Annotated in this window: 11 protein-coding genes and 2 pseudogenes; 4 read left to right on the top strand and 9 right to left on the bottom strand. The window is 71.4% G+C overall.

All coding sequences use genetic code 11. The annotated features are described in order from the left end of the window. Window positions 1–97 precede the first annotated feature (97 nt). The 4 genes from ABZ826_RS29975 (at window position 98) to ABZ826_RS29960 (ending at window position 2,467) form a co-directional block, all read left to right on the top strand. On the top strand, window positions 98–364 hold the full coding sequence (locus tag ABZ826_RS29975) for a DUF664 domain-containing protein (RefSeq protein ID WP_361455045.1): 267 nt from the start codon (window positions 98–100) through the stop codon (window positions 362–364). Between the two features lie 253 nt (window positions 365–617). After that, on the top strand, window positions 618–1,286 hold the full coding sequence (locus tag ABZ826_RS29970) for a class I SAM-dependent methyltransferase (protein WP_361455042.1): 669 nt from the start codon (window positions 618–620) through the stop codon (window positions 1,284–1,286). A 57-nt stretch (window positions 1,287–1,343) separates the two neighbouring features. Continuing rightward, window positions 1,344–1,922 (top strand): dihydrofolate reductase family protein, encoded by a 579-nt coding sequence (locus tag ABZ826_RS29965; RefSeq protein ID WP_361455039.1) that lies wholly within the window; start codon window positions 1,344–1,346, stop codon window positions 1,920–1,922. A gap of 128 nt (window positions 1,923–2,050) precedes the next feature. Further along, complete coding sequence (locus tag ABZ826_RS29960) at window positions 2,051–2,467, top strand: nuclear transport factor 2 family protein (RefSeq protein ID WP_361455036.1); 417 nt, start codon at window positions 2,051–2,053, stop codon at window positions 2,465–2,467. Between the two features lie 162 nt (window positions 2,468–2,629). Here the strand turns inward: ABZ826_RS29960 and ABZ826_RS29955 are convergent, their stop codons facing one another. The 9 genes and pseudogenes from ABZ826_RS29955 to ABZ826_RS29915 all read right to left on the bottom strand — a co-directional run. Further along, on the bottom strand, window positions 2,630–3,769 hold the full coding sequence (locus ABZ826_RS29955; protein ID WP_361455033.1) for a zinc-binding dehydrogenase: 1,140 nt from the start codon (window positions 3,767–3,769) through the stop codon (window positions 2,630–2,632). Continuing rightward, entirely contained in the window at window positions 3,766–4,068 is a 303-nt protein-coding gene (locus ABZ826_RS29950; RefSeq protein ID WP_361455030.1) for a putative quinol monooxygenase, read from the bottom strand. Before ABZ826_RS29950 ends, ABZ826_RS29955 begins: the two co-directional genes overlap by 4 nt. Window positions 4,069–4,074: 6 nt before the next feature. Beyond that, the gene (locus ABZ826_RS29945; protein WP_361455027.1) at window positions 4,075–4,737 is read right to left on the bottom strand and encodes a glycerol-3-phosphate responsive antiterminator; all 663 of its coding nucleotides are present in this window, start codon (window positions 4,735–4,737) and stop codon (window positions 4,075–4,077) included. A 43-nt stretch (window positions 4,738–4,780) separates the two neighbouring features. Further along, complete coding sequence (locus tag ABZ826_RS29940; RefSeq protein WP_361455024.1) at window positions 4,781–6,334, bottom strand: FAD-binding oxidoreductase; 1,554 nt, start codon at window positions 6,332–6,334, stop codon at window positions 4,781–4,783. Then, window positions 6,331–8,004, bottom strand: coding sequence for a glycerol-3-phosphate dehydrogenase/oxidase (locus ABZ826_RS29935; RefSeq protein WP_361455021.1), 1,674 nt, complete (start codon window positions 8,002–8,004; stop codon window positions 6,331–6,333). Before ABZ826_RS29935 ends, ABZ826_RS29940 begins: the two co-directional genes overlap by 4 nt. A 75-nt stretch (window positions 8,005–8,079) precedes the next feature. Next, on the bottom strand, window positions 8,080–9,651 hold the full coding sequence (locus ABZ826_RS29930; RefSeq protein ID WP_361455018.1) for an FGGY family carbohydrate kinase: 1,572 nt from the start codon (window positions 9,649–9,651) through the stop codon (window positions 8,080–8,082). Between the two features lie 92 nt (window positions 9,652–9,743). Continuing rightward, entirely contained in the window at window positions 9,744–11,183 is a 1,440-nt protein-coding gene (locus tag ABZ826_RS29925; protein ID WP_361455015.1) for an MFS transporter, read from the bottom strand. 462 nt (window positions 11,184–11,645) lie between these two features. Further along, window positions 11,646–13,195: pseudogene (locus tag ABZ826_RS29920) on the bottom strand (N-acetylmuramoyl-L-alanine amidase). Between the two features lie 410 nt (window positions 13,196–13,605). Then, window positions 13,606–13,929, bottom strand: a pseudogene (locus tag ABZ826_RS29915) (nitroreductase family protein); the annotation flags it as partial. Window positions 13,930–14,023: the final 94 nt, after the last annotated feature.

The raw sequence follows: 14,023 nt of genomic DNA, 5'->3' as shown, positions 1-14,023 counted from the left end.
GGGGACACCGAAGGGCCGCACCCGGTGGAACGAGGTGCGGTCAGTGCGGGGTCCTATACACGAGAGAGGAACATGCCGGTCAACGTACCAGGGGCCCGTGTTCGACGGGCCCGAGGACGGCGACATGATGGTCGAGGACGTCCCGCTCGCAGAGCTCCTCGACGACTACGACCGGCAGATCGCGTCGTCGAACGAGATGATCGCGGCGCGGTCGCTCGACGACGTGGGTCGACACCCGGACTTCGACGCCTCGGCCGCGAGCCTGCGCTGGATCATGTTCCACATGATCGAGGAGACCGCCCGGCACGCGGGTCACCTGGACGCCATCAGGGAGATCCTGGACGGCGAGACGGGTCACTACTGACCGCGCTCGGCGGCCTCGCCCGCCCGTGCCGCTGATCAAGGGCTGTCCCGTAATCCCTGGCGGGCGCGCCCCGGCGGTGAGGTCCCCGCCGAACAGGAACGGCCTTGCCGTCACCCGCTCCTGGCACGGCGCCGAGGCATCGAAAGCGGTGCGGCGGCTCTGGAACTCCGCTCCGAGTCCCGGCGCGAGCGATCCATCCGGCGTCGCTCGACAGGGCCGACCGCCCGGAACGCGGGTCTGATGGAATCACGGCATGACAAAGCAGCCGCACCCAGTCCTGCGGGCACTGGATCGCTTCCACGCCGCCCGCCCCTGGGACCACAACGCGCACTACCACCGGTGGATTCTGCGGCAGTTGCCCAGGCGCTGCGACAGGGCCCTCGACGTCGGCTCGGGCAGCGGAGAACTGGCCCGGCTCCTGGCGACGCGCGCGAAGGCGGTGCACGGAATCGACTCGGACCCGGGCATCGTGGCCCAGGCGCGTGAACTGACCGCCCCGGACGCCCCGGTCGCCTTCACCGTCGCGGACGCGCCGAGCGGGATACCACCCGGCCCGTACGACATCATCACCTGCGTCGCCACGGTCCACCATCTGCCGTTCACCGAGGCGCTCACCCGCTTCCGCGGGCATCTGGCACCCGGCGGAACCCTGGTGGTGGTCGGCCTCTCCCGGGAGTCGACCCCGGGGGACCACTTGCTGGCCCTTGCTTCCGTGCCGCTGAACGCAGCCATGGCCCTGATCAAGAACAAGGGGCGCAAGGCGTCCCGCCCCGACTCGATGACCGCCGTGACCCGGCCGGCGGAGATGACCTTCGCCGACATCGTTCGCGAGGCGCGTCGGGTGTTGCCCGGTGCCTGGCTGAGGCGCAGGCTGTTCTGGCGCTACACACTCGTATGGCGCGAAGGCTCCGGCGAGAGCTGACCGTGACGACAGCCGGAAGCCGGGCCGCATCGTGACGAGGAGAGGGATCGGACTGCGATGAGGAAGATCGTCCTGATGATGTCGGTGTCCCTCGACGGCTTCATCGAGGGACCGGACCGTGAGATCGACTGGCACCTGGTCGACGACGAATTGCACCACCACTTCAATCAGCAGCTCAAGGTCATGGGCGGCTTTCTGGACGGCCGGGTGACCTATGAGCTCATGGCGGAGTTCTGGCCGACCGCCGACGCCGATCCCGCACATGCCGGACCCGTGGCGGAGTTCGCCGGCATCTGGCGGGACATGCCCAAGATCGTGTTTTCCCGGACGCTGGAGCGGGCCGACTGGAACACCACCATCATGCGGAACGTCGACGTGGACGAGATCAAGGCCCTCAAGGCGCAGCCCGGCGGAGACCTGGTCGTCGGGGGTGTCGGTCTCGCCGCGTCGTTCATGCGGCACGACCTGATCGACGAGTACCGCCTCTATGTCCATCCCGTCCTCATCGGACGGGGCAAGCCCCTCTTCCCGGCAGCGGATGCCCGGACCCACCTCCGCCTGACCGAGAGCCGGACCTTCGGCAACGGGGTCGTGCTCCTGCGCTACGAGCGCCCCGCGGCTGCTCCACCGGAATGAACTCCACGGGTCGCTGTGGCGTCCCCGTCGCTCCGCCGCGCCCTGAGCAGAGTTCTCACCGTATAACTGCCGCACCTTCGGGGGAGCTGAGGAACCGAAGAATCGAAGAAGCGGCGAAAGGACTGGCGATGACACTTGGTGTCGAGGACCGCATGGCCATCACGGAACTGATCGGCCTGCACGGGCACCTGGTCGATGACGGTGAACTCGACCGGCTGGAGGAGCTGTTCACCGACGATGTCGTCTACGACGCCACCGATCTGGGGCACGGGGCCCTGCACGGTCCGGCGGCCGTCCGGGACGCGGCGCGGGCGATGGGGGAGCACGGCCCCGTGGGTCACCACGTCACCAACATCATCCTCACCGAGGTGAGTGACGATCAGGTGCGCGCCCGGTCCAAGGGGATCGGGACCAGGGCGGACGGCACGTGCGGCAGCGTGACGTACGAGGACCTGATCGTGCGTGGTGCGAAGGGGTGGCGCATCAGCCGTCGCAAGGTCGCCGCACGCCGTGCGCCGTCCGACGGGGACCAGCGGCCCGCATGACATGTCACATGTGCTCGGCGCCGAGCACATGTGACATGTGCCCGAACATCGCGGGCCGACCCGGACGCCGACGCCGACGGCGCCCCTCCCCTGACCGGATGGGGCGCCGTCGACCGGAAGGGACGCCGCCGGCCGGGTCCGGTGGCGGCGCGTCGGGCCGCGTCAGGCGTGCAGCATCCCCGACGTGTCGATGACCTGACGGATCGCCCGGCCGGAGGCCAGTTCCTCCATCGCCGCGTTGATGCCGGTCAGCGGCAGCGTGCCCGTGTGCATTTGCTCCACCGGCATCAGACCGGCCCGCCACAGGTCGAGGAACCGGGGAATGTCACGGCGCGGGACGGCGTCACCCATGTACGAGCCCAGCAGCGACTTTCCCTCGCCCGCGAACGCCAGGGCCGGGACCTCAAGCACCCGGTCGGGGGCGGGCAGGCCCACCGAGACGACCTTGCCGCCCCGGGCCACGGCCGTCAGGCACTCGGCCATGACCTTGGGGCTGCCGACCGCCTCCACTGCCAACTCGGTGCCACCGTGGGTGAGTTCGCGGCTCGCGTCGATCGCCTCGCCGGGGGCGTACGCATGCGTCGCACCCAGCCGGACGGCCAGCTCGCGTTTCTCCCGGACCGGGTCGACCGCGATGATCGGATACGCCCCCGCGGCACGGGCGCCCAGGACCGCGGACAGGCCCACGCCGCCCAGGCCGTAGACCACCGTCGACTGGCCGGGACGCAGGGCCGCCGTGTTGATCACGGCGCCCGCGCCCGTCAGGACCGCGCAGCCGAACATCGACGCCACCGTGAACGGGATGTCCTTGGGGATCACCACCACCGACTCCTGGGCCAGCACCGCGTGTTCGGAGAACGCGGAGACGCCCAGCTGGTGGTGGACCGGGGCGCCGGAGGCGTCGGTCAGCAGCGAAGGGCCGTGCAGCAGCGCACCGGATCCGTTCGCCGCCGCCGCCTGGGCGCACAGGGCCGGCCGGCCCGCCGCGCAGTCGGCGCAGAAGCCGCAGCTCGGCACGAAGACCAGGGCCACATGGTCGCCGGGGGAGACCCGTCCGACGCCCGGTCCGGTCTCCTGGACGACGCCCACCGCCTCGTGGCCCAGGGCCATCGGCAGCGGGCGTATCCGGTCGCCGTTGACCACCGACAGGTCCGAGTGGCACAGCGAGGCGGCCGCGATACGGACCAGCACCTCGCCCTCGCGCGGGGCGCCCAGCTCCAGCTCCTCCACCTCGACCGGGCGGGTCTCGGAGTAGGGGCGGGCCGTCGATGTCCCGCGCAGCACCACCGCACGGGTCTTCACGCCGGCACCCCCGGACGCGGGGCGCAGCGCAGCACGTCGCGGCTCTCCAGCAGCGGGACGACCTTGCCGAGCACGATCTCCTGGAAGTGCGCGGTGGCGCAGTGCGCGGTGAAGTCGGCCTCGGAGGAGTACTCCTCGTACAGCACGATCGCCCGCGGGTCCTCGGTGCCCTGGTGGACCCGGTAGGCGAGGTTGCCCGGCTCCTGGCGGGAGGCGGTGGCCATCGTGTCGAGCAGGGGGAGGACGGTGCTCTCCTCGCCCTCCTTGGTGCGGTAGCGGGCGACGACGACGTATGTCATGGGGGCTTACTCCTGGGGTGGTGCGGCGGGCCTCTTCAGGGCGGTGGGCGGGACCGGCGGCAGCTGGTCCCGGCGCAGATGCCAGAGGCGGGGGTCGGACGTGGCGGCGGCGGCCGATCCGAGGGCCAGTGCGAGCGCCACGTCCGCGGGGGTCTCCACGAAACCCGCGGCGACCGACGGGGACATCGCGCGCTGTGCCTGCGCGCTCATCCGAGCGATGATCGGGGCGGGCATGATCTCGACCAGGTCCGGCGCCCCGCGCGCGATCGCGTCCGTGGAGCGGCGCAGATTGGACCGGTCGGTGACGAACACCTTCATCATTGTCAGCAGGCCGAGCGGGCGGCCCTTCTCTATGAGGGAGAGCCGGGTGCTGACCACGCCGTGCGCGCCCATGTTCTTGATGAACTCCAGCGCGCCCCGGTCCTGAGCCAGACCGGGGCTGCTGTCCACGTTCACGAACACGGTCTTCCCCGCCCGGCCCAGCGCCGGCACGACCTGGGGCAACTGCCCCACCGCGAGCGAGGCGACGATGCACACCTTCGCCGGTGCGGTCAGGAACTGCCGCAGCGGCTGTGTGCCGACGACCGACGCGACGACCGGCACCTCGGCGAAGGCCGAGGCGAGCCGGGGGTCGAGCACGGCACCGGACCGGGAAGGGGAGGGGGTCATGGCAAGGACCTGCCTATGGAAGGAGGGTTCGCGGCTGCTGAGATCAGTGCAGCGGGGACGTACCGAATCGGCTGGGAAGGCCCAGTTTGCCAGGGTTGAGAATGCCCGCCGGGTCCAGGGCCTTCTTCACCGCGACGAAGGTCGCGAAGCCCGCCCCGAGGGATTCCTGCAGGTAGGGGCCGCGCAGCAGACCGCAGCCGTGGTGGTGGCTGAGCGCCGCCGCGTGCTTGATGAGCACGGCGTTGGCCGCGTCCCACACCGCGCGGTACCAGTCGCGGCGCGACTCGGGGGCGACGTTTCCGCGGAGCGAGAAGTAGACGCAGGCGCCGTCGGTGTACGCGTGGGACTGGTGGGCCGAGGCGGCCAGGGTGCCGTCCACCGACTGGATCGCGGCGACCACCTCGTCGTAGATCACCGGGAGGTCGGTCCAGGACGCGGCCATCTCCAGGGTGTCGGCGACGAAGCCCGGACCGGGCTTGAAGCCGTCGGCAGACTTGCCGACCAGCATCCGCTCGTCCAGCCAGCGTTCGAAGACGGCCTGGCTGTCCAGCTCGGGGCCGTACGCCTCGCAGACCTCCTTCGCGACCTTGATCGAGGCGTCGACGATGGCCGGGTCGCCCTCGTCGGCGATCAGCAGGAGGTTGGTCTCCGGGTGGCCGAAGTGGGTGCCCGACTCCAGGGCGTCGTACAGCCGGAGTACGGCCGGGGTGGCGCCGCGCTGCATGATCCGGCGGCAGGCGTCCAGGCCCTCGGCGAAGGTCTTGAAGCCGTACGCGACGGCGTTCGCGTACTCGGGCAGCGGGTGGACCCGCAGCCGCGCCGACACGATGACGCCGAGGGTGCCCTCCGAGCCGACGAACAGCTGGCGCAGGTCCGGGCCGACCGCGGCTCGGGCGTAGTCGCCGTACGTGGCACGCGTACCGTCCGCGTGCACGACGTCGACGCCGACGACCATGTCCTCGATCTTGCCGTAACGCGTGGAGAGCTGACCGGCGCCCCGGCAGGCGATCCAGCCGCCGACCGTGGACACGGCGAACGCGGACGGCCAGTGGCCCGTGGTGACGCCGTACTCCTCCTGGAGCTGCTTCTCGAAGAGGTCGCCGAACATGCCGGCCTGGACGTCCACGATGTTCGACTCTGCGTCGAAGCCGGTGATCTCGTTCAGTCCGCAGACGTCCAGGACGACGCCGCCGAAGACGGGGAGCGCCGCGCCCGTGACGTTGGAGCGGCCGGCGGACGGGGTGACCGGAATGCCGGCCTCGTGGCAGATCCGCAGCACGGCCGCGACCTGGTCGGCGTCGGCCGCCTCGACGATCACGGCGTCCGGGGTCGCCGGCCGGCCCTCGGTCTCGCCGATCATCGAGCCGGCCCACCAGTCGCGGGTCCGGGTGACGACCTCCTCGCGGGAGGTGTGCACGGCGTGCGCGGCCTCGCGCAGCGCCTCGATCACGGTCTCGGGTACCTCGACCGGGTCGGTCTGGAGGGCGGCCTCGCCGTCCCCGATCGGGGTGTTCTGTGCCCACTTGGCGAAGCTGGGGGCGCCGATCGTGTAGTTGCCCCGGTTGAACGGGTGGGTGATGGTCTGACGGCTGATCATGCTGCTGCCCCTTCGAGGAGTACGGACTTTTCGTGACGGACGGCTGCGAGGTACTCGGAGACCGAACGCTCCACCTCGGCCTGGGAGAGGTTCAGTTCCTGGCCGAGGATCGCGCCGACGGCCCCGGCGGCGTCGACGGAGGCGTCCCGGGCGAACAGCCGGGCGCGCAGCCGCCGGGAGAGCACGTCGTCGACCGAGCGGGCCAGTTCGGCGCGGGCCGCGTACACGACCTCGGCCCTGGTGTACGGGAGTCCCGCGACGATCGGCTCGGCCAGCGTCGGGTCGTCCTGGATCAGGTCGCCGACGAACCGGGCCTCGGTGCCGAAGCGTTCGCCGAGGTGTGCGGCGATGCCACCGGAGGCCGCGACGGCCTCGGCGTCGTAACCGGCACCGCCGAGCAGCGGGAGGTCGGTGGTGCGGCTCTTCCCCTTGCGGCCGAGGACGGTCATCACCTTGTCGATGACGAGCTCGCCCATGTGCCGGCTGGTGGTGAGCTTGCCGCCGGTCACCGTCACCATGCCGGTGCGGCCGACGGTGATGTGGTGGTCGCGGCGCATGTCGAGGGTCGCGCCCTCCTTACCGCCGACCAGCGGGCGCAGACCGCCGATGGAGCCGACCACGTCGTCCGGGGTGAGCTTCCCCTCGAAGGCGGTGTTGGCGCCCTCCAGCAGGAAGTCCATCTCCTCGCGGGTGCAGTGCACATCGTCGGGGGAGCCCTGGTAGTCCTCGTCGGTGGTGCCGAGCACGACGCTGTTGCCCCAGCGGGTGCAGGTCGCGCGGCGGGCCCGGCCGGGGATCGGCACGGTGACCGTGCAGTTGATCCGCACCTTGTCCCACGGCACCACGATGTGGACGCCCTTGGCGGGCCGCACCTGCGGCTGGTGACCGTCGTCGGCCTTCGCGTCGAGCTCGTCGGTCCACACACCGGTCGCGTTGACGACGGCCCGCGAGCGGATGTCGATGGTGTCGCCGTCCGCCGAGACCCGGGCGCCGGACACCTTGCCCCTCTGCATCAGCAGACCCTCGGCCTTGGCACCGTTGAGGATCGTCGCACCGAGCGCGGCGGCGGTCCGGACGATGGTCAGCACGAGCCGGGCGTCATCGGTACGGGCGTCGAAGTACATCAGCCCGCCCTTGAGGTTCTCCGCGCGCAGCGTCGGCGCCTGCGCGAGCACCTCCGGGACGGTGAGCCGCTGGTGCAGCTTGCCGATCCGCCAGCCGCCGACCAGGTCGTACGTCCACAGCAGGCCCTCGAAGCCCTTGGCGAGGCGGGCGTCGAAGATGCCCTCCTTCTCCAGGATCGGGAAGAGGAACGGCAGCCGGTGCACCAGGTGTGGGGCGTTCTTGCGGAAGCGGTGACGTTCCAGGAGCGAGTGACGGACCAGGTTGACGTTGCCCTGCTCGATGTAGCGCAGGCCGCCGTGCACCATCTTCGAGGACTTCGACGACGTGCCGGAGGCGAAGTCGTCCTTCTCGATCAGCGCCGCGCGCAGCCCGCGCGAGGCCGCGTCGAGCACGGCGTACGCCCCGGTGATGCCGCCGCCGATGACGAGCACGTCGTACGTGTCGTCGGCCAGCCGGCGCTTGAGGGCCGCCCGGTCGAGCAGCAGGGGCGTTCGGCGGGTCGCCGCGGCGCTGCGCCGCGGTTTCCGGGCGGGCATGGTGATCACAACATCAACTCCTGGTGTTTCGGTGCGGCGGCCGCGTGGTCGGGTACGGGCCGCCAGTGCGGCGGTCGGGGGCCGTCAGTGGGGGGTTCGGGGTTCGGGGTGCGTCAGGGGAAGCAGCGCGGGGTCGTTCAGGTGGGCGATCAGCACGTCGCGCCAGGCGGCCCGCTGTCCGGCGCGCTCGGCCGCCGTGATCGACGGCTCGAAGACCTGGCCGTGCGGTTGGGCCTCGACGACCTCTTCGAGCGAGGACCACAGGCCCTGGGCGACCCCGGCCAGGTAGGCGGTGCCGCGCAGGCTGGCGGTGGCGGAGTCGGAGACCCGCTCCAGCGGCAGGCCGGTCAGGTCGGCCTGGATCCGCATGAGGGGGTCGCTGCCGGAGACCCCACCGCCGACCCGGAGCCGGGTGAACGGCGTGCCCATGGTGTCGGCGACCCCATCGATCAGGTCGCACACCGAGTGCGCGATGCCCTCCAGCACGGCGCGCGCGAGGTCGGCGCGGGTGGTGGCGAGGGTGAGCCCGGTGAGGGACGCGGTGGCCTCCGGGTGCCAGACCGGCGTACGGACCCCGGCGAGCGCCGGGACGAAACGCGGGGTGCGGCCCGGCCGGGTGGGGACCCGGCCCGCTTCCTCACCGAGCTCCTTCGGCGATGCGAACAGCCCCAGGTCGTCACAGAGCCAGCGCAGCGCCGAACCCGCCGTGGAGGTGTAGGCCTCCAGGCTGTAGTGGCTGATGTCGCCCTGCCGTCGGCCGGGCTGGGCGAGCACCCCGGAGATGTCCGGCCGGGGCAGGGCGGGCGTGGTGCCGGTCGCCGCGTCGACGAAGGCGCCGGTCCCGTACACGCACATGCCCTGCCCGGCGGCGAGGCCGCCGAGCGCGACGAGTGCGGCGTGCTGGTCGCCCATGGAGGCGGCCAGCGGGACGGCGATGCCGAGGGCGGCCGGGTCAGTCGTACCGAATCCGGCGTCGTCGGAGCAGAGTTCCGGCAGCAGGTCGAGGGGGAAGCCGAGATGGCCGATCCACTCCTCGTCCCAGGCGTGCCGCTCCAGCAGGTAGCCGCCGGTGGAAGCGGCGTTGGTCGGGGTGGTGGCGTGCACGGCGCCGCCGGTGAGGTGCCAGATCAGCCAGGTGTCGACGGTGCCGAAGAGCAGTCGGCCGGCGCGGTGCGCGGCGGCCACCTCGGGGTGTCCGGCGATCTGCCGGGCGGCCCAGAGGAACGGGGCGCGGGCGCCGACCGGCCGGCCCTGGCGGGCCAGCAGGGCGGCGTCCCACTCCGCCTCGTACGAGATGAGTTCGTGCGCGTACCGCCGGTCCTGCCACACCACCGCGGGCAGCAGCGGCTGCCCGGTGACCCGGTCCCACAGCATCGCCGTGGCCCGCTGGGTGGAGAGCGCCACCGCGGTGATCTCGATGCCGTCCTCGCGGGCCCGGCCGACGGCCCGGCGCGCGACCTCGACGGTGGCGGTCCAGATCTCCATCGGGTCCTGCTCGACCGAGAGGTCGTCCGGATGGCTGACCTTGATCGACCGGTAGAACACCTCGTGCGCGGCGCCCGAGTCGAGAACGACTCCGGCCCTGGTGCCCGTGGTGCCCTCGTCGATGGCCAGCACGCCGCGCCGTGGGGCGGCGCCGGGGAACGTCTGCGTCATTGCAGCCCTTTCATCGCGAGCATCGCGAGCTGTGCGGAGGGATACGACAGGGGGAGGGGACCATCGTGTGGTGCGACAGGTCCGGCGGCGTGTCAGCGCGCGGTCGCGGAATGGGCGGATCGCGTCGCGGTGGCGTCACGGTCCTGCCCGACGGCCTCGTCGGGGGACGCGGCCTTCGTCGGGTCCCACTTGATCGCCAGACAGGTGATCAGTCCGAGCAGTGGTACGACGGAGAGCACCAGGAAGGTGTCGGCGAGTCCGAGCGAGTCCTTGATCTGCGGGAAGACATAGAGCCCGACGACACTGCCGAAGCTGCCGACCATCCCGGTGACCCCGGTGCCGAGTGCGCGCACGTCACTGCTGTACGAGAGCGCGGCGATGGACTTGCCGTTGGCGCCGGGGCCCGCCGAGTGGCAGAGGATGAACAGGACCGGCAGCAGGAACGCCACGGCCGTGGGCACCTTCTCGAAGGTCAGCCCCATCGCGAGCAGGGCGACGAAGACCCCGGCGAAACCGGCGGCGGAGCTGAGCCGCAGCCCGAGCCGGCGGCCGAAGTACGCGGACAGCAGGCCGCCCGCGATACCGAAGGCGTTGAAGACCATCGAGCCGATGGTGGCCTTCTCGAAGCTCTCGCCGAAGATCGTCAGGCTGATCAGCGGGAGGTACCAGCCGACCGCGAAGTACTGCATCGACTGTCCGAGCGAGATCGCCGAGGAGAGGATCGTGCGCGGCAGGTACTCGCCCTTGAAGAGCAGCCCGGCCTGGCGGAAGCCGATGGCGGGTGCCTCGGTGGCGGCGCGGGTCGCCTCGTCGGGCCGGCCGGCGACGGCCTCGATCCGGTAGATCTTGTCCAGGTTGACGACGGCCTCGTCCAGCCGGCCCTTGCTGGCCAGCCAGGTGGGGCTCTCCTTGAGCATCAGCCACTGGCCCAGGAGCAGCGCGGCGGCGACGACCGCGGCCGAGCCGACCGACCAGCGCCAGATGTCCGCGCCGACGTCCAGATTGAAGAAGAGCAGGGCGAGCGCGAGGTTGCTGGTGGTGGCGACGTACCAGACGGCCTGCCACAGGTTCAGACGGCCGCCCAGCTTCGCGGGCGTGTACTCGGCGAGCAGCGCCATGGCGACCGCGAAGTCGATGCCGTACGCGACACCCACCAGGACCCGGCCGAGCCAGACGACGGTGAAGTCACCGGCGAAGGCGGCGAGCAGGGCGCCCGCGATGGCGAACACCTTCGCGATGAGCAGCGGGGGAACGCGGCCGATCCGGGTGGCGAGCCAGCCGCCGACCGGATTGAAGATGATCGCCAGGGCCGGAGCGGTGGCCGTGAGGATCGAGACCTGGGTGCTGGTCAGCTCCATCTGGGACGTCATCGGTCCCAGACCGGCGCTCAGCGCGGCATTCGAATAGGCGTCGAGAAACAGCCCGCCGAACACGAGAAACCAGATGACTTGCGCCCGGCCGGTGATCTTTCCCAGCCCATCGATGAGCGCAACGACGTCGGCGACGCCTTTGACGCTCGGACGTTGTGCCATGAATCCGCCTTCGAGGAAGACCCATCGGCGGCACGGGGAGCACAAAAAAACAGGCATGACGAAACCACCGACAGGTGGTCTATGTCTGTGCCTGTCAAAACACTGCGGAAAGCGCCGCAGCACGTGAACTGCAAAGAATGCGAACTACGCAGTGAGGTTAAGAACGAGTCAGGAGAAACGTCAAGGGTTTCCGGCAGGTTACCTGAACGTGACGTGGGACTCCGCGGTACGGGTGATGCCCCGGTGGCCCGTTGATGGTCGCGAAGCCCGCGGCGAGGCCCCGGCGACGTGCCGGTGCGTGCTCCAGCGCCGGCAGGGCGGTGCCGCGGGACGGAGCCGCGGGTGATGCCCGGCGGATCCCGCGGCCGGCACCCGGGAGGCGTCCATGGCGCCCGGGGAACGGCGGCACGCGAGAAGGCGGGGTGATGCGCGATCCGCACCACCCCGCCGCGACGATGTCCGTCAGCGGCCCGCCTGCAGCGCCGCCCAGGTGGCCGGCCCCGCGATGCCGTCGGCCGTGAGTCCCCGGCTCGTCTGGTAGCCGCGCAGCGCCGTCGCCGTGGCCGGGCCGAAGCTCCCGTCGATGTCCACCGTCGAGCCGAACGCTGCGGTCAGTGAGCGCTGGAGCCGCTTCACCGCCTCGCCGAGTCGTCCTGCCGGAGTGTCGTCGCCGCGCCGGCCGACAGCAGCGCGGTCCAGGTCCTGGCTCCGACGACACCGTCGGCGTCCAGCCCGCGGGCCGCCTGATACGCCGTCACCGCGCTCTGCGTGGCGGGGCCGAAGCTGCCGTCCACCGAGCCCGCCGGGTGTCCCTGCTCGCCCAGCAGCTGCTGAACGGCCTTGACCTGGGCGCCCGTCGAGCCGCTGCGCTGGGTCGCGTACGCGGCGAAGCTCAGTCCGTCCCTGCTGCCGCCGCCGGTGTTCCCGCCGACCAGCTCCATGTAGCGCGTCCAGTCCCAGTACGGTCCGGGGTCGGTGTGGTCGTTGCCCGGCGCCTCGCTGTGCCCGATGATGTGTGCCCGGTCCTTCGGGATCCCGTACCGGTCGCACAGGTACGTGGTCAGGCCCGCCGACGAGCGGTACATCGTGTCCGTGAACCAGGACGGGTCGTCGATGAAGCCCTCGTGCTCGATGCCGAGCGCCGAGGCGTTCGCGCTCCGCGCGTGGTACGCGGTGTCGCTGTCGCGCACCATCTGGGTGATCTGACCGTCGGAGGAGCGCACCACGTAGTGCGCGCTCACCTCCGCCACCGGGTCCTGGAACCAGCTGATCGAGCCCGCGTACGAGCCCTGCGTGACATGGATGATCACCTTGTCGATCTTCGCCGAGCGGCCGACGGCGAAGTTGTTCGCGTTGGCCGGCACCCACAGCGCCGACGGATAGTCGGGGCTCTGGGTGCGCACCTCGGTGGCGGTGAGTGAACCCTTCTGGGGCGAGACGGGGCGGCCCGTCACCGAGATCCGCTCGCCGCCGGGGACGACGGCGTTCAGCCCGTCGGCCAGGAGGGTGTAGACGGTGTCCGCGTACAGGGCCGCGGCCGACCCCTGCGTGCCGCTGTACCGGGCGACGGCCGGGTACCAGGCGTTGATGTCGTCGCGCTCCCGGGCGTCGAGGCCCAACGTGTCCGCGTAGCCGCGCAGCACCGCGGCGCCGCCCAGGATGTTGGCCGCGGTGTCGCCGCGGAGGTCGGCCAGGGGCTCGCCGGTGAGAGCGGCCGCCCGCTCCAGCGTCCGGTTCAGGGGGTTGCTCACCAGATGCATCACCCCGTAGCCGTTCGCCTGGCTGGGGCGCCCGGAGTGGCCGTCGAGACGGGTCTCGCCGTATCCGACGGCGGCGAGCAGATCGCGCGGTACGTCGAATTTCGCAGCCGCGCGTGCGAACGCCCGGTTCATGGGGTGGTCGTCGGGTTGAGCGGCGAAGGCCGGGGTGCCGGCCGCGGCCAGCGCCGTGACGGTGAGGGCCGCTAGGACGGATGCGCGGGCCCTCGTGTGGACGGCGGCTCGTCTGGGCATACCTGCTCCTGCTCTGTGGGGGGAGAAGAACGGCCCCCGGGCCCGTGCGGGACGGGCCGAGGGGCCGAAGCCCGCACAGCGTAACGGCGTGTTCAGGGCATGACAATGATCTGCCGGTGTGTCGAACTGCCTTTCACTCGGACGGGGTTGGCCCGTAGGCCGGAACAGCGAGCGGGGCCCAGCCCGACGACCGCTTCGGCGGACTCCGGGAAGGGGCCGGGGAGTGTCCGGCGTCAGACACGCACGGCCAGGAGCGGCCCCGGCCGTCGAGGTCCCCGGCCCGCTCGAGTACGGGCGGACCGAGGCCCCCGCCACCGAACTCCTGGTGGTCGCGGCCGGGCGCCGGGCCGCCGACACCCACCGGCCCGGACCCCGCCGAACCGCCGGGGCGGGGCCTGCGCGGCGCCGTCCTACCAGTGGTCGCGGTGGATGACGTCCGCCACCGGACGGCGGCTGACCGGACCGAAGTCGCCCTGCGGCCATCCGACCGGAATGGCGGCGAAGGTGTGCATGTCCTCGGGAATACCGAGGGCCGCCTTCCACTCCTGCTCCAGCATCAGGTGCCAGATGGTGATGTTCGCCGCGAGCCCCAGCGCGCGGGCGGCGAGCAGGATGTTCTGCACACCCGGGTAGACGCAGGAGCCCTCGGCGAGCGCCTGGAAGCGTGTCAGGGTGTTCGCCATGTGCTCGGTCCCGGCCGGACCCAGCGCCTGCGCGGAGGCCAGCAGCCCCTCCTAGTGTCCTGCGCCGAGAATTCGTTGAATAAGTAGACTGCTTCCATGGCGAAGATGGGGCGGCCGATGGCCGAGCTGGTGTTGTCTGAGGAGG

Origin of the sequence: Streptomyces sp. NPDC047515, assembly GCF_040643055.1 — a bacterium.
Classification (GTDB): Bacteria; Actinomycetota; Actinomycetes; order Streptomycetales; family Streptomycetaceae; genus Streptomyces.
The sequence above is the reverse complement of the archived record's forward strand: the minus strand, read 5'-3'. Positions and strand labels throughout refer to the sequence as shown.